Annotated in this window: 14 protein-coding genes; 3 read left to right on the top strand and 11 right to left on the bottom strand. The window is 61.9% G+C overall.

What is annotated here, in order from left to right; all coding sequences use genetic code 11:
* Positions 1-96 precede the first annotated feature (96 nt).
* On the bottom strand, positions 97-702 hold the full coding sequence (coaE, locus tag EIH26_RS02695; protein WP_124060649.1) for a dephospho-CoA kinase: 606 nt from the start codon (positions 700-702) through the stop codon (positions 97-99).
* A gap of 199 nt (positions 703-901) precedes the next feature.
* Here coaE and EIH26_RS02690 point away from each other — a divergent pair, with 199 nt between their 5' ends.
* Positions 902-2,800, top strand: a complete 1,899-nt coding sequence (locus EIH26_RS02690) for an acyltransferase family protein (RefSeq protein ID WP_164470957.1) — start codon at positions 902-904, stop codon at positions 2,798-2,800.
* A 159-nt stretch (positions 2,801-2,959) separates the two neighbouring features.
* Entirely contained in the window at positions 2,960-3,280 is a 321-nt protein-coding gene (locus EIH26_RS02685; protein WP_124060647.1) for a hypothetical protein, read from the top strand.
* Positions 3,281-3,299: 19 nt separating this feature from the next.
* Here EIH26_RS02685 and EIH26_RS02680 read toward each other — a convergent pair whose 3' ends face one another.
* The gene (locus tag EIH26_RS02680; protein ID WP_164470956.1) at positions 3,300-5,042 is read right to left on the bottom strand and encodes a cell wall-binding repeat-containing protein; all 1,743 of its coding nucleotides are present in this window, start codon (positions 5,040-5,042) and stop codon (positions 3,300-3,302) included.
* A 208-nt stretch (positions 5,043-5,250) separates the two neighbouring features.
* Positions 5,251-6,429 carry a 30S ribosomal protein S1 gene (gene rpsA / locus EIH26_RS02675; RefSeq protein WP_370453763.1) on the bottom strand — a complete coding sequence of 393 codons (1,179 nt, stop codon included), beginning with the start codon at positions 6,427-6,429 and terminating at the stop codon, positions 5,251-5,253.
* 369 nt (positions 6,430-6,798) lie between these two features.
* Here rpsA and EIH26_RS02670 point away from each other — a divergent pair, with 369 nt between their 5' ends.
* Positions 6,799-7,353: a GNAT family N-acetyltransferase gene (locus EIH26_RS02670; RefSeq protein ID WP_124060644.1), complete on the top strand. Its 555-nt coding sequence runs from the start codon at positions 6,799-6,801 to the stop codon at positions 7,351-7,353.
* 28 nt (positions 7,354-7,381) lie between these two features.
* On the opposite strand, the gene dxs is transcribed toward EIH26_RS02670, so the two are convergent.
* From dxs to aroQ, 8 genes are all read right to left on the bottom strand, one after another.
* Positions 7,382-9,256, bottom strand: coding sequence for a 1-deoxy-D-xylulose-5-phosphate synthase (gene dxs, locus EIH26_RS02665; RefSeq protein ID WP_124060643.1), 1,875 nt, complete (start codon positions 9,254-9,256; stop codon positions 7,382-7,384).
* 14 nt (positions 9,257-9,270) lie between these two features.
* Positions 9,271-9,603 (bottom strand): exodeoxyribonuclease VII small subunit, encoded by a 333-nt coding sequence (locus tag EIH26_RS02660; protein ID WP_124060642.1) that lies wholly within the window; start codon positions 9,601-9,603, stop codon positions 9,271-9,273.
* Positions 9,604-9,606: 3 nt separating this feature from the next.
* The gene (gene nusB, locus EIH26_RS02655; protein ID WP_124060641.1) at positions 9,607-10,146 is read right to left on the bottom strand and encodes a transcription antitermination factor NusB; all 540 of its coding nucleotides are present in this window, start codon (positions 10,144-10,146) and stop codon (positions 9,607-9,609) included.
* A gap of 21 nt (positions 10,147-10,167) precedes the next feature.
* Complete coding sequence (locus EIH26_RS02650; RefSeq protein ID WP_124060640.1) at positions 10,168-10,515, bottom strand: Asp23/Gls24 family envelope stress response protein; 348 nt, start codon at positions 10,513-10,515, stop codon at positions 10,168-10,170.
* On the bottom strand, positions 10,512-11,864 hold the full coding sequence (accC, locus tag EIH26_RS02645; RefSeq protein WP_124060639.1) for an acetyl-CoA carboxylase biotin carboxylase subunit: 1,353 nt from the start codon (positions 11,862-11,864) through the stop codon (positions 10,512-10,514). The genes EIH26_RS02650 and accC overlap by 4 nt, the downstream gene beginning before the upstream one ends.
* Positions 11,864-13,747 (bottom strand): acetyl-CoA carboxylase biotin carboxyl carrier protein, encoded by a 1,884-nt coding sequence (accB, locus tag EIH26_RS02640; protein WP_124060638.1) that lies wholly within the window; start codon positions 13,745-13,747, stop codon positions 11,864-11,866. The genes accC and accB overlap by 1 nt, the downstream gene beginning before the upstream one ends.
* Positions 13,748-13,975: 228 nt before the next feature.
* Complete coding sequence (efp, locus tag EIH26_RS02635) at positions 13,976-14,536, bottom strand: elongation factor P (RefSeq protein WP_124060637.1); 561 nt, start codon at positions 14,534-14,536, stop codon at positions 13,976-13,978.
* A 105-nt stretch (positions 14,537-14,641) separates the two neighbouring features.
* A complete protein-coding gene (gene aroQ / locus EIH26_RS08495) occupies positions 14,642-16,354 on the bottom strand; it encodes a type II 3-dehydroquinate dehydratase (RefSeq protein WP_164470955.1) in 1,713 nt (570 codons plus the stop codon).
* Between the last annotated feature and the right edge of the window lie 5 nt (positions 16,355-16,359).

Genomic DNA, 16,359 nt, shown 5'->3' with positions numbered 1-16,359 from the left:
ACGCTCCTTTTTCGAAAGACCCACGAACGGCCCGCTTGCCTTGGCTCCAAGTGCGGGAAAGGGCCGCCCCTCGGAGCGGCCCCGAAAAGCCGAGGGCTAGATACCTTCCTGGGCGCAGTAGCCGCGCCACCAGGAAACCACCCGATCGCGCAGATCGTCGGGCGTGCCATCGTTGTTGAACACCACATCGGCCTCCTCGATGCGCTCGGCATCGGTGATCTGCTGGGCGATGCGGCGACGAACGTCCAGTTCGTCCCAGCCCGACTGCACCGCACGGGCCACCCGGGTCTCGATGGGAGCAAGAACCGCAACCACCACATCGGCGTTGTAGGCCATGGACATGCTGCGGGTCTTGTACACCGAGTTCTCCACGACAACGGCTTTGTGGCCTTCGGCCTCGTACGCGTCCAACCTGCTGGTGAACGCATCTTCGATGCGGGGAAGCGTGATGCGGTTCAGTTTGCGCGTAAGGGCCGGGGACACGAACGCCTTCTGGGCGAGCCTTGATCGCACCACCTCGCCGTCTTCCCCTAGGATGTCCTCGCCAAACGCATCGACCAGGTCGGACTTGACGACATCCCACCCCAGAACCTCGTGACCCACCTTGTCGAGGTCGATATAAGCCAGACCTTGCTCGACCAGAGCCTTCCGAGCGGTTGACTTCCCGGCACCCATGCCGCCGATGACGAAGATCTGCCTCATTTCGCGCCTCCTTTTCAACCTGAAAAACGATCAGCTCCATCATACACATCTTGGGTAGCGCGCAATGTGCGCGACAACGCCTCCGTAGGGGCGATTCGGGTCATTTCGTGATTGGCCGAACGTTCTAAACACCCCGCTCAATTACCTATTTTATCCAGTAGACTAGATGGCGGCAGAAAAATTTCGCGAAGGAAGTCCCATGCCCCGCCAAAAATCCCGTTACGTCCCGTCTTTGGACGGGCTTCGCGCGTTCGCGGTCCTCGCCGTGATCGCCTACCACATGCACCTCGGCTTCGCCCCCGGCGGGCTTCTGGGCGTCACCATGTTCTTCGTGCTTTCGGGTTACCTCATCACCGGCCTGCTGATATCCGAGATCGAGGCCAACGGGACCGTTGACCTCAAAGCATTCTGGATTCGCCGCATCAAGCGCATCGTTCCCGCCGTGCTGTTCGCCATCGCGGGGACAGCCGCGCTGTGCACGCTTCTGAATCATGCGCTGCTCACCAAAATGCGCCCGGACATCCTGCCTACCGTGTTCTTCTTCAACAACTGGTGGCAGATCATCCACAACGTGTCGTACTTCGACGCCCTAGGAGCCCCCTCGCCCCTGGCCCATACCTGGTCGCTAGCCATCGAAGAGCAGTTCTACCTGATCTGGCCGGTAGTTCTCATGCTCATCGTCCATCGGGGCGCCAGGAAGGGCTCGATCGCCAAGGGGTGCGCCATCGCAGCGCTTGTCTCGGTTGCGCTGATGGCCGCGCTGTTCGATCCCGCATCCGACCCCTCCCGCGTCTACTACGGAACCGACACGCGCGCCTTCTCCCTGCTTATCGGCGCGATCTTGGCATTCGTATGGCCGTATCAGAAGCTTGACGATAACGCCGGGGCGGCCATGTCTCGGTCCGAACGGCTCGCTCTCGATGCGGTGGGCGGTGCGGCCCTGCTTGGACTTGTGCTGCTGGTGGCGCTGAGCAACGGCTTCTCGCCCTTCATATACCGAGGCGGGCTGCTTCTGTGCTCTGTGCTAACGGCGCTGTTCATTGCCTGCATCGTTCATCCGGGAAGCCTCATCGGACGCGCGTTCTCCCTCAAGCCCCTCGTATGGGTTGGTCAGCGCAGCTATTCGATGTACCTATGGCATTTCCCCATCTTGCTGCTGCTCGAACCGCCCCATGTGAACGAGGGCGCCCCGCTCTACCTCATGGCCATCGAACTGGCAGCCATCTTCGCCTTCGCGCACTTCTCGTACGAATACGTGGAAAACCCCCTGCGCCGCGGAGCCGCCGAAAAGCTGGTCGCACAGCTGCGAACCGGTGCCACCTCGATCGTCGAGTGGTGTCGAAGCCATGTCAAGACGGTTTCGGCAAGCGCGGTGACCCTGCTGATCGCCGTAGCCGGCCTCGCCTTTGTCCCCGACACGAACGCGTTAGAGGGAGGGTCGCTGCTCAAGCTGGCCGAAGACCAGGGCGGTATCGTAGCGGGAGAATCGCTGAACAGCCGAACCGACGCCGACGATAGCGCATCTGCCAGCCATGCTGCCGAAAACAGCTCCGGGTTCTACGTCGCGGCGATCGACGATTCGAAATACGACATCCTCATGATCGGCGATTCGGTATCGGTGCGGGCCATTCCCTACTTCCAAGACGCCTTCCCGCATGGGCTGATCGATGCGGCCGTCAACCGTCAGTTCTACAATGCGGGCAGCTACTACAACCGGTACCGCGATGCCGGCACGGTGGGAAGCATCGTGGTGATCGCCCTGGGAACGAACGGCTACGTAACCGACGACCAGATTGCAGGCCTCATGAACGATGTGGGAACCGACAAGATGGTATGGCTGGTGAACTCGCGGTCGAATACCGACTGGATGGAAAGCAGCAACAAGGCCCTTGCCGATGCGGCACAGAAATACCCCAATGTCCGGATGATAGATTGGTACGCGGCCAGCGCCGATCACGGGGACTACTTCGACGGAGACGGCACCCATCTGTCCGAAAAGGGATCGGCAACCTATATCGAGCTGATCCGCTCCGCCGTGGCCGACTACCTGCCCCAGCGCGGCGATGCTGAAAAGAGCGCTCCGTCGCAAACGGCCTAGAGCCTGCTTGCCGAACCAACCAGCCGAAACGGACGTCTCGCCTGCAAAGCGAGGCGTCGCCTTTTCGATCGGCGGAAAGGGCCGAAGCGGCGCCTCGCATCGGCCATCGGCGGGAAAGACCCGTTCTACCTCGTTTCCACCGATTACAGGCGTGCCGTCATGCGCGATAAGGGCGAAGTTTCCAAGGCCGATGCGGTTACGGCGGCGAAAACGGCATGGACGTGCCTGTCGAAAATGAACGAACTGTCCACCGCAGTCGGTTGCGACCGATCCGATGTATGGATCGCGCAAAAGCAACTCCGTCTTCATAGCGATTACGAGGATAACCTGGTAATCGCCGCTGCGATGCGTTGCAATGCGGACCTCTTGATAACAAACGACGAGGAATTGATCCGCCATTGCCCGGTTGCGGCGCTTTCAGTGGAGGATGCGACGAACATGCTCTGCGAAAAGCGGAACCTTCCGGAATCCCCTTCGTAGAGCCGCAACGGCACCCGCCCTACGCCACCATCCCCTCGGCGATCTTGTGCGCAACGACGTGCTTTCGCGTCTGGTACTGGGCCATATCGCTTGCGTTGTTGATGTAAGCGACCTCAAGCAGCACCGAGGGGATCCGTCCTCCGCCCACAACCGCCAGTTCGGCTTTGCGCTGTCCTCGATCCGCCAATCCCACGCCCTCGACCAGCCTGGGATGAATCATTCCCTGCCACGCCGCCGAGAAACGCGAGGCGTTGTAGGAGTGGATGTAGCTCTCCACACCGCTTGGCCCGCTTGCCCCGGATGAATTGAAGTGAATCGAAACGAACGCGTCGCTACCGTTCGCAAGGGCCTCAGGCATACGGAAGCGGTAGTTTCCTCCATCCACGTTCAAAAACGTGGCGACCCCGTATTCCTCGCGCAAGATCTTATCAACCATACCGGCAAGCTCTTTGGTCAGGTCGGACTCTCGGTATCCATTCGCTATAGCACCGGGATCGTACACCCCGGGCGTTACCCCGTCGGGTCCATGGCCCGCATCGACGTATACTTTGAAGCCGTAGTTAGCCGCCCAGGGATACCCTAGCGCATCGGAAACCCCCATGCGAGTCTGCATGGAAACCGCGGCTTCGCCCCCGAAGAAACGCACCCGATCGATATCCGCCTTGTGCGAGCCGACGGCTGCGATCGTAGAAGTGTCGTAATCGTGAACCAAAAGCAACGGAGCGGCGGTCTTGCCCTGGAACACCGACCCGGCCAGCGCGTCGTAGGGCAGATCGCCCGAGGCGAACGCAACGTTGTTCCACGTGAAACCAGAGGCCGCCTCGTAGTTGGCGATGGCGATGCTCGTACCGTACTGATCGTCTCCCGCCAAGCGAACCGCCTGGTCAGCACCGCCCGCACGCGCGCTCACGCCTGCGGCGTATCGCTCGGTAGCATCCGATACCACCGCGGTTCCGCCCAAAATAATCGCACGACGGCCGAAGCCCTCCTGCGCTGCGGATTCCAAAGCGACTTTCTGCTGGTAGTTCAGCTCTTTGCGGGAATTAACCAGAAAGATGGGGGAACGCGCGGCAAACGCGAGAGGCGAGGCCGAAAGCGCGTCCCCGAACCAACCCGCCGTTGCGTACAAAACGGAGTCCCCGCTCCAAAACCCGTTCTTCTTCCCATATTCGTATATCGCAAGCTGGGTGCCAAAGCAGTCTTCCCCTCCCAGGCGAGCTTCGAGCGCGATGCCCTCCTGCGCGAGATCGGCCTCGACGTCAGCCGAAACCGCCGCGGTTCCACCCATGATGAGAACGCTTTTCACCCCCAACTCGCGCATCGCCACGCGTGCGGCATCGCTGAGCCCGCCCCACTCGGTGAACAGAATCGGACCTTTGGATGCCGCAAGACCAGCAGACGCCAAGGCGTCGATCCACGAATCGCCCGGACCCACCAGAATGGCCGACGAAACCCCATCGGGATACGCCGCCTCGGCTTCAGCCGCCGCGGTCTCGAACATATCCGCACCCGAATAATCGAACGAGCGAACGCTCGAAGGAACCTTGGTATTCGTTTTAACAGGGAAGGAGCAGGAGCGGGCCGCACGGGGCTGGACAAGCCCCTCTTCTTGGAACGTCGCCGCGCTATCGTCGGAAATGGACAGGTCACCCGAGGCGATGGCGGCTTCGACCTCTTCCGCCGATGGCTCCGACTGGTCTTGAGCCAGCTCGGGAATCTGGCTCTCGAAAGCATCTTCGGCATAGGCGACGGGGGGCGTCATCGAAATTGCCAGGGCAGCCGCAAAAAGCACGCTTCCTGCCGATCGGACTGTTTTGCCTGTCTGAACCTTCAACATACCTGCCTCCCGCTTGTCCGTCGGATGCGGATCTTGAAAGCCTATCTAGCTGTTCCCAGTTTACCCATAAAGAAAGGATCCTTAAAGGATCCTTTCTCGTTGTTCGATATGCGAAGATGATGCGTCTCGCAGCTTACTCAGCCGCAGGAGCCTCCTCGGCAGGAGCCTCGACGGCCTCGGCACCCTCGACCTTCTCGGCGCGATCGGTGCGCTTGCGAGCAGGGCGCTCTTCGGGCTGAACGGTCTCGTCAACCTCGATCTCGATGCCCAGCTCGGCGGCAGCGGCCTTCATGGACAGAGAGATGCGACGGCGCTCGGGGTTGATCTCCATAACCTTGACCTTCACCTCGTCGCCCACCTTGACGACCTGAGCGGGCGTCTCGATGTGGCGGGGGGCCATCTCGGAAATGTGAACCAAACCCTCGGTGTTCTCGCCCAGCGCAACGAAGGCGCCGAAGGGAACGACCTTGGTAACCTTGCCGTCAACGATGGCGCCCACAGGATAGGACTCGACAAGCTTCACCCACGGATCGGGCGTGGTCTGCTTCAGGCCCAGCGAGATGCGCTCGCGCTGCAGATCGACATCGAGAACCTCGACCTCGACCTCCTGGCCCACCTTGACGACCTCGGAGGGATGGTTGACGTGGTTCCAGGAAAGCTCGGAGATATGAACCAGGCCGTCGATGCCGCCGAGGTCCACGAAAGCGCCGAAGTCGACGATCGAGGAGACGGAGCCCTTGAGACGCATGCCCTTGGACAGCTTGGTGAGGATCTCGGCGCGCTCGTTCTTGCGGCCCTCCTCAAGCAGCACGCGGCGGGACAGAACGACGTTGTTGCGGTTGCGATCCATCTCGATGATGCGAGCCTCGAGCTCGGTGCCCATGTACATGTCGAGGTCTTTGACGCGACGCAGGTCGACCAGCGATGCGGGCAAAAAGCCGCGCAGACCGATATCGAGGATGAGGCCGCCCTTGACCACTTCGATAACCTCGCCGGTAACGGGTTCGCCGGCCTTGAACTTCTCTTCAACGGAGATCCAAGCGCGCTCGTACTCGGCACGCTTCTTGGAGAGGATCAGGCGGCCGTCCTTGTCTTCCTTCTGGAGAACCAGAGCCTCGATCTTGTCGCCGATGGTAACGAGATCGGCGGGATCGGCATCTTTGCGGATGGACAGCTCGCGGGAGGGGATGACGCCCTCGCTCTTGAATCCGATGTCGACGAGCACTTCGTCACGCTCGATCTTGACGATGGTGCCATCGACCAGGTCGCCCTCGTCGAACTCGGTGAGCGTGCCATCGATCAGCGCGTTCATCTGCTCATCGGAGATGTCGCCGAAGTCGATGACGGACGGGTTCTTGATGTCGGTCAAAACGGACCCCTTTCAACTTTCTTTCCGGGGACCCGTCAACATGAATGGTTGCTACCTATACCATGTTCGCTTACGCATAAGCTGGCCGAAGCGGCCTTTCGCAACAAACATGTCTCGGGGGCCAATACGTAATGCCTGCGGAACTCTCGCAAGCCCGATCAGTATAGCATGGTTGTAGCAGGCCGGCGCATGGATTCGTTCAAGCGAAAGCTTTTTTCCGCAGATTGAGCGGCCCGTCTCCGCAAGTGCCGTATTCTCTGCGAACTCGCGGGATGCGGGTATAGAATCGACTGGAACCGAGAAAGGAGCCGCATGGCCACCGAATTCCAACCTGTGCGCACCGAAAAGCAGCAGGAAACGCTTGCGAAACTGGCCGAGGAGATATGGATCGAGTACTGGCCGGCCCTCATCGGCGAAGACCAGACGCGCTATATGGTCGATCGGTTCCAATCGCTTGCCGCCATCCGTCGCGATATGGCGGCTTTGCACCACGCCTACGAGTACTGGTTCGTTATTGACCCCGATCTCGCAGGAAAACCCACCGACCGACATCCCTGGGGACCTATCGTCGGATACACCGGCGGATATTCGGAGCCCGAGACCAACCGCTTCTTCATCTCGAAGATCTACCTGCTGGGGTCGGCACGCGGCCGCGGTCACGCCCGAAGGGCCATCGAGCACTACGACGAGCTGTCCCGCCAGCGCGGGCATAGAGCCCTGTACCTGACGGTGAACAAGGGAAACGCTCTGGGCATCCGCGCCTACGAGGGAACCGGGTTCAAGGCCATCGAGGCGGTGGTCAACGATATAGGCCAGGGGTTCGTCATGGACGACTACATCATGGAAAAGCCCGTCACCACCCGCTAGACCGCTTTCCCGAAACGACCGACGGATCCTAAAGGCTCTCGAGAATGCGCTGAGCGATCGATGCGGCATCCAAACCTATGCTGCGGAACAGATCGGACGGCGACCCGTGGGAAACGAACCGGTCCTCGATGCCCAAAAGCAACGCGGGCGTGGTCGAGGCCTGCTGGGACAACACGTGCAGCACCTCTTCGCCGACGCCGCCCGCAACAACCCCGTCTTCCAACGTTACCACCAGCTTGGTTTCGGCTGCATGCGCAACCGCATCGACGTCGATGGGCTTGGCCCAGCGCATATCCACCACGCGCGCCTGGATGCCTCGTTCAGACAGAACATCGGCCGCTTCCAGCGCGGTCTGCACCATGTCGCCCCACGCAAGCAGCGCGACGTCCTCTCCCGCGCGACGAATATCCCCTTTTCCGAACGGCAGGATGCGCGGCTCGTCGGGCAGATCGACCCCCTGGGCGCTGCCGCGCGGGTAGCGCACCGACACCGGACCGCCCAGATGCAGGGCCGTATGCAGAGCGTTCACCAATTCGGCCTCATCGGATGGGGCGATAATGCGCATGTTCGGCACCATGCGGGTATACACCAGATCGAACACGCCGTGATGGGTCGCCCCGTCCGCCCCCACGAGGCCCGCTCGATCGATTGCGAACACTACGTCGGTCTCGATCAGGGCGTTGTCGATAATCAGCTGGTCGATGGCGCGCTGAAGAAAGGTCGAGTAGATCGCGACCACTGGCTTCAACCCGCCGCGCGCAAGGCCCGCCGCCATGCCGACCGCGTTCTCCTCGGCGATGCCCACATCGACAGAGCGATCGGGAAACTCCCTGAAAAAGGGTTCGACCCCGGTGCCGCCGCGCATCGCCGCCGTAATGGCGACCACGCGCTTGTCCCGACGCCCTTCTTCGAGAAGGGCGCTTCCGAACACGCTGGTGTACGAAGGGGCGGTCGCGGGCTTTTTGACGTCGGCACCCGTCTGGATGTCGAAAGCCGACACACCGTGAAAGCGAACCGGATCCTTTTCAGCGGGCGCATAGCCGGCGCCCTTGCGCGTGACCACATGCATCAGAACCGGCCCGTCGGCTTCCAGCGCGGTTGACAGGATATCGCGCAGCTCGGCGATGTTGTGCCCGTCCACAGGAGGCGTGCATAAAATACCCAAGTGCTCGTACATCATCGTCTCTTGAGGCAAGACGAACTGCTTCAGAGAATCCTTCATGGTGCGCCCGAACCCGACAAGCGAGCTGGCGAACCTGCCCGCGTTCTCGAACCGATACTGAACCGAATCGCGCACATCGCGGTAGGTTTCACTGGAACGGAGCGCACCCAGGTGCTTGACGAGGGCGCCCACGTTCTTCGAAATGGACATCTCATTGTCGTTCAGGACGATGACCATGGGAAGCTGCATCTGGCCGATGGTGTTCAGCGCCTCGAAGGCCATACCCCCCGCCAGCCCCGCATCTCCGATGAGAGCAACGATCTTCTCGTCGGTTCCCTTGATCTCACGCGCCTTGGCCAGCCCCAGCGCAATGGAGAGAGAGTCCGAGGCATGACCCGATGCATGAACATCGTGCTCGCTTTCGGCCGGGCGCGTGAACCCCGAGACGCCGCCGAACGTGCGCAACGTGTCGAACCGCTCGAGACGACCGGTGATCAGCTTGTGAGCATAGGCTTGGTGCCCGACATCGAACACGAACCGATCGGTCGGGCTGTTGATGAGGGAATGAACGGCCAGGATGATCTCTACGGCGCCAAGGGAAGAGGCCACGTGCCCCCCGGTCTTGGACGCCGAGGCAACGATCTCCCGGCGAATCTCGTCTGCAAGTATCTCGAGCTCGGAATCGTCCAAAACCTTGAGATCGGCCGGAGAGCCGATGCAATCGAGAATACGGTCTTTCATGATCGACCCCTTATCTACTGGGAATCGACAGCCCGCCCGATTTCGGCAGGCTGCGCGCCATCCCGTCGCTCGTCTTCGCTTCGATCGCCGAAACCGTTCTCGTCGGCGGAAGGCCGACCCTCGAGACACGCCCGCTCGCGGGCAAGCTCGCTTGAAACCGCGGCCCTCTCGTCAGCCGCATCCAAATCGGACTCAAGAAGATCGCTGGCGCGAAGGCCCAGGGCCACAGCTTCCTCGTACAGCGCAAGCGCATCGTCCAAGGGAAGCCCGTCGTCGGAAACAGCCTCGACGATTTCATTCAAGCGAGCTTTCACCTCGTCGAACGTATTCGGATCCTGCACCGCCATAGACTACTCGGCACTCGAGGGATCGATCGTATCGCCTGCGGGAGCGAACCGGTTGTCGCATTCCGGACGCGCAGGCGCCTCGGGGTCTTCGGCCGAGGTGCCGGCTACCGCTTCGGTGCCCTTCTCGAGCCTGCGCGCAATGCGGCCCAGAATGCCGTTCACGAATCGGGAGGAGTCGTCTTCGCCGCCGTAGCGCTTCACAAGCTCGACCGCCTCGTTGATCGTCACCGATACCGGCACATCCTGGACGAACACCATCTCGTAGGCAGCCAAGCGCAAAATGCCGCGATCGACTACGGGCATGCGTTCGAGCGCCCAGTTTTCCGAGGTTGTGGACAGATACCCGTCGATCTCGTCGCGATGGGCGGCAACACCGCGCACCAGCGCCTCGGCGTACACGGGAAGATCGAGATCGTCGGCGGGGTACGCGCCCTCATCGACGATCTTGGCGACGTCGGACTCGGTGATGTCGCTGGAATACAGCAGCGCAAGCGCGGATTCGCGCGCAAGCGTGCGCTCGTGCATTTTGCCTTTTGCAGCCATCAAGCAGGTGTCCCCCACGTTCTATTTGTCGAATTGAATGCCGTCGACGAACACATCGACGCTGCCGACCGAAGCTCCCACCTGGGTGGAAACCGCATCGACGATAGCCGAGCGAACCTCGGCGGCCACATCGGGAAGCGCATATCCGTACCGCGCGACGATACGCACCGAAACGCGCAGTTTCGCATCGTCTTCGACATCGACGGCGATGCCCTGCGTGCTGGGCTTGGCACCGAACAGCGAGCGAATCCCGCTTGTCGTGGCGGTCCCGACGCTGGCAACTCCCTCGACGCCGGTTGCGGCGATCGAAACGATGGTCTCGACGACGTTGGACGCAACGTCCATACCCTCAACGTGCAAGTCGCTCATAGCAAATCTCCCATCTGGGTTTCGATGAAGTCCGTCGCGGCCTCCCCAGCGCAGAACACCTCGTTTTCGAGCACGGCGCGATGGAAGGGGATGGTCGTCTTGATCCCCTCGATGACGAACTCGTCCAGCGCACGGCGCCCGCGGGCGAGCACCTCTTCGCGATCCTGCCCGAACACGATGAGTTTAGCAACAAGCGAGTCGTAATACGGAGAAATCCTCGAACCGCTCTTGATGTAGCTCTCCACGCGCACGCCCGGACCCGCGGGAGGCTCGAAGCGCGTGATGGTGCCGGGGCTGGGCCTGAACCCGCAATCGGGATCCTCCGCATTGATGCGGAACTCCATGGCATGGCCGAACGGCGAAAACGGCGCCCGGGAAGCGCAGCTCATAGGCTCGCCAGAAGCGATGCGCAGCTGTTCTTTGATGATATCGACACCGGTGATCTGCTCGGACACCGGATGCTCCACCTGCACGCGCGTGTTCATCTCCATGAAGTAGAACTGATCGTCGGAGGACAGAAGGAACTCGATGGTTCCCGCATTGCGGTAGTCCACGGCACGTACCGCCTTGGCCGCCGCAACGCTCATAGCATGACGCAGATCGTCGCTCAGCGCAGGCGAGGGAGCTTCCTCGATAAGCTTCTGATGGCGACGCTGAACCGAGCAGTCGCGCTCGCACAGCGAGATGTTGTTGCCGAAATCGTCGGCAAGCACCTGAATCTCGACGTGACGAGGACGCAGCACCAGCTTTTCGAGGTACACGCCGTCGTTGCCGAAGGCGGCTCCGGCTTCCGTGCGCGCGGCATGGTACTGGGACTCGAGGTCGGCAGGATCGTGCACCTCGCGCATGCCCTTGCCGCCGCCGCCCGCCGTGGCCTTGATGAGCACGGGATACCCCACGGAATCCGCGAACCGGCGCGCTTCCTCGACGGTCTCGATGCAGCCGTCGGACCCGGGCACGGTGGGCACGCCGCACGCCTTCATGGTTTCGCGCGCCGAGCTCTTGTCACCCATGCGCTCGATGCATTCGGGCGAGGGGCCGATGAACACCAGGTCGTTATCGGCGCACGCGCGGGCGAACGCGGCGTTTTCCGCTAAAAACCCGTAGCCGGGATGGATGGCCTCGGCACCGGTGGTGTTCGCCGCCGCGATGATGTTCGACATGACCAGATAGCTTTTACCAGCTTGAGCGGGACCGATGCACACCGCTTCGTCGGCATAGCGCACCGGATAGGTATCGGCGTCTTCCGTAGAGTACACCGCAACCGTTTTCACGCCCAGCTCGCGGGCGGCACGCATGACGCGCAGCGCCACCTCGCCGCGATTCGCAACAAGAATCTTCTTGAACATTATGCTGTCTCCGGAGCAGGGGCGGGCTTGCCCAGGGGCTCGACGTAGAACAGAACCGTGCCGAACTCGACCGGAGATCCGTCCTCGACGCACACCTCGCGCACCGTGCCCATCTCGTCGGCGGCGATCTCGTTCATCAGCTTCATAGCCTCGACGATGCACAGCGTCTGTCCGGCGGCAACCTCGTCACCCACCTGAACGAACGCAGGCTCGCCCGGAGCGGGAGCCGCATAGAAGGTGCCCACCATCGGAGCCTCGACGGGTTTCCACGAAGCGGGGCGGGCGGCATCGTCGGCCGCAGCGGGCACGGCAGGCGCGGCCGCAGCGGGCACGGCCGGGGCAGCGGCGACGGGCGCGGCGGCAGCCGGGGCTGCTACCGCACCCGGCATGCGCACGGCAACGCGGACGCCCTCCTCTTCAACCAGGATCTCGCCCACGCCGCTTTCTTCAGCGATGCGAACCAGCTCTCGGATCTGATTGATATCCACGTAATCGCCCTCCTTGGTAGCGCTCGACTCCTCGGCCATGAGGAATTCGACCTTCTCTTGCGTGCGGTGCTTGCTCAGATACGTACGCGCCTCGTTCGGGAACAGGGCGTACATCAACACGTCCTCTTCGCTCTGAGCGAGGTCTCCGATTTCTTCGGCAACCTCGTCGAACGTGGTGGTAACCAGCGACCCGGGCGCGACGTTTGCGTCCAGCACGTCGGAGTCGCCCACAACCTTTTTCAAGATCTCCTTGTCGATACGACCGGGAGCCTTGCCGTAGTAGCCGCACAGATAGTCCTTCATCTCGCGCGACACGACGCCCCAACGACGGCCCGTCAGCACGTTGAACACGGCCTGCGTGCCCACGATCTGCGACATCGGCGTGACCAGCGGCGGATAGCCAACCTCGGCGCGCACCTTGGGAATCTCGGCCATAACTTCGGGCAGGCGATCTTCCGCGTTCTGAACGGCCAGCTGAGCCATAAGATTGGACATCATGCCGCCGGGAACCTGATGCGAGTACACCTGCATATGGGTAAGCGAGGACACGCCGCGGTTGAAGTGGCCGCGCTTGCGCACCTCTTCCCAGTAATTCGAGATCTCGAACAAAAGCTCGAGGTCCAGACCGGTATCGTACGCGCTTTCCTGCAGCGCGGCTGTCACCATCTCGACGGCGGGATGCGAATTGCCGAACGCCAGCGGAGCGTGGGCCGTGTCGGCGATGGCGGCGCCCGCCTCGGCCGCCTTCAAGATGTTGGCCGGGGCCATACCGCCGACGTAGTGGCAGTGAACGTGAACCGGCAGGCCGATCTCGGCGTTGAACGCCTTCACGATGCGCTCGGTGCGATACGGGGTAAGCAGGCCCGCCATGTCCTTGATGGCGATGGTATCGGCGCCCAGCTCTTTGAGCCGCTGAGCGTACTCGATATAGCTATCAAGCGTATGAACGGGAGAAACGGTATAAGAGATGGCTCCTTCGAAATGCCCTCCGCACGCCTTGATGGCCTCGGCATTGTCCACCACGTTGCGGATGTCGTTCAGCGCGTCGAACACGCGGAACACGTGGACGCCGTTTCTCTTAGCAGCCGCGATGAAGTGGTCGACGATGTCTTTCGAATAATGCTTGTACCCTACCAGGTTCTGGCCGCGGGAAAGCATGGCAAGCGGCGTATTGGGCGCGTTCGCTTTGATGGAACGCAGGCGCTCCCAGGGGTTTTCATCCAAAAACCGCAGGCAGGTGTCGAACGTCGCGCCACCCCACGCCTCGATGGCCCAGTATCCCACCTTGTCCATTTTCGGCAGGATGGGAAGCATATCGCCGATATGCATGCGGGTAGCCCACAAGCTCTGCTGGCCATCGCGGATCGTGGTATCCATGATGTGGAGCTTCGACATGCACGCCTCCTTATCAGTTCGCGAAACAGGGTAGTCTTCACAGTATAGAAGACCCCGCTGCGCAAATCGTTTCGGACAGGTATATTTCACCGAGATGGCAGACGGACGGCAGCCGCGACGCCGCGGTCGCACCAAAGGGCGCGAAAGCCGCCCGCAACCCGCGAACGGCTTTCGATCTGCGAAGATTATCTGACGACGAAGGTCTTGCGAACCTCGTCGCAAACCTGGCTAGACGCGCTTGATGAAGCGGCCGTCGCGGGTATCGACCTGCAAGACGTCGCCCACCTCGATGTACATGGGAACCTGAATGGTGGCGCCCGTCTGCAGCGTTGCGGGCTTGGTGCCGCCCTGCACGGTATCGCCCTTGAAGCCGGGATCGGTCTCGGTCACTTCCAGCTCGACGAACATCTGAGGCTCGACGTCGATAAGCTCCTCACCCGCATAATGAAGCGTGACCTCGTCGTTTTCCTTCAGCCACTTCGCCGTGTCGCCCACCGTCGCCTCGGGAATGGCCAGCTGCTCGTAGGAGCTGGTGTCCATGAAGTTGAAGTCGGCGCCGTCGTTGTACAGGTACTGCATGGTGCGCTGCTCGAGGCGGACGGAATCGAATTTGGTGCCGGCGTTGAACGTGTAGTCAACCACGCGACCCGTCTTGATGTCGCGCAGCTTGGTGCGCACGAACGCGCCTCCCTTTCCGGGCTTCACGTGCTGGAACTCGACAATGGTGCACATCTTGCCGTTGTTGACGATGCACATACCGTTCTTGAAGTCTGCCGTAGAAATGGCCATGGGAACATCCTCTCCGTACCCCGCTTCGCGCGATCGCGGCGCCCCGCCCGGGCTCCGAAAGGGACAGGCGAGAGAACATAAGCGGTGCTTCTGTATTTTCAACCGTTAGATTATAACCATCTCATGAGGTGACGTGCCGAATACCTTATAACCTTCATCGGTGAGCACCCCGCAATCTTCCAGACGCATGCCGAACTCCCCCGGAACGTAGATGCCGGGTTCCACCGTAACCACGCAACCTGCGAGCAGCGGCCGATCGTTTCGAGGGGAGAGATTGGGCTGCTCGTGGATGTCGATGCCCACTCCATGTCCCAATCCGTGACCCATAAGGCCCCCGAACCCGCCGCGAGCCAGAACCTCCTCGGCCATCTCATGAGCTTCGCGACCGGTCATGCCGGGAACGAGCGCCGCCTCGACTGTCTCGTTGGCGCACCGCAGCACCTCGTAGGCTTCTGCCAGACGGCTGGAGGGCTCTCCGATGAACACCGTGCGCGTCATGTCCGAGCAGTAACCGTACGCACGGGCCCCGAAGTCCATGACCACGCACTGCCCGGCCTCCAGGCGCGTATCGCCCGGAACGGCATGGGGGCTTGCGCCGTTGGCTCCGGTCGCCACGATCGAACTGAACGCCAACCCGCGCGCGCCGTGGCGCATCATGTAGTCTTCGAGCTCGATCTGAACCTCGCGTTCGGTCATACCGGGGCGCATAAAGCGAACGATATGGGCAAATGCGGCATCGGTAACCGCCTGGGCGGCCCGAAGGCGCGCAATTTCACCGAGATCCTTCACCGCCCGCAACCCGATCAGCGCGCCCGACGTCTCCCGCAGCGACACGGAACGCGGCGCCTCTTCGACCGCCGCAGTCAAGGCGCGCCATTCCCTAAGCAGCACATCGTCCTCGAAAGCCAGGTCGAGCGGATCGCTTCCGGGCAGGGCCGAAACCGCGCCAACTGCTGCGCGCGCATGGGAAACGCGCTCGTCGCTGATGTCCACCAGGCCGCCGGCAAGCTGGGCCGATTGGCGGGCGGCGTGGGAGTACCGCGAATCGGTGTGGAGCAGGGCCCGATCCCGCGCGATCAGCAGCGCGTGGGCCCTCTCGTCGTCGAACACGTCTTCAAACGCCGTAGCCCACGCGATGTCGGACGTATTCAGGGAGTAAAACGCGTCGAACCCATGCGCTTCCAGAAAGTCCCTCGCAAGGCGCATCCTCAAGGCGGACGACTCCCCGACGCCCGGAAGATCGCTCACTTCGATCGCCTGACGCTCGAGGGGATCGAACAGCTGGACTTCGCAAGGGGAAAGGGCCCCGCCGCCCAGCGCGCGCGCCCTCAAGCCCGCGGGTTCCGCCTGCAAACGAGACCGGACGGAACCCAGCGTCTCCCGTCCATCGGCCCGCTCGAGCAGCAGATCGATCGCATCGAGGTAGCCGCGCAGTCCGCGCCCCCCGATCTGGGCGATGCACACCGGCTCGATGACGGAATGCGCGCGGAAACCCTCGCGCTGCGCGATGTCGGAAAGGTGCACCTCCACAGTCGCAACCCCCGAGGCGGCCACCGCATCGCGCAAGGCGATGGAATAGTGCGTGTGGGCCGCGGGGTTGTACACGATGCCGTCGAACGCTCCGCGGGCCTGCTGTATGCGCTCGATAAGCGCAGACTCGCTGTTCGACTGGAAGCATTCGACTTCGATCCCCTTCGATGCGGCGTGATCCTCAACGGCCTGCTCCAATTCGGCCAGCGTCTGCGTTCCGTACACCTCGGGTTCCCGCACGCCCAGCATATTCAGATTCGGACCGTTCAGAACCAAGATCTTTCCCATACGTC

The organism is Gordonibacter sp. Marseille-P4307 (assembly GCF_900604965.1).
Classification (GTDB): domain Bacteria; phylum Actinomycetota; class Coriobacteriia; order Coriobacteriales; family Eggerthellaceae; genus Berryella.
Note: the sequence above shows the minus strand (reverse complement) of the source record. Positions and strands in the feature narration are given on the sequence as shown.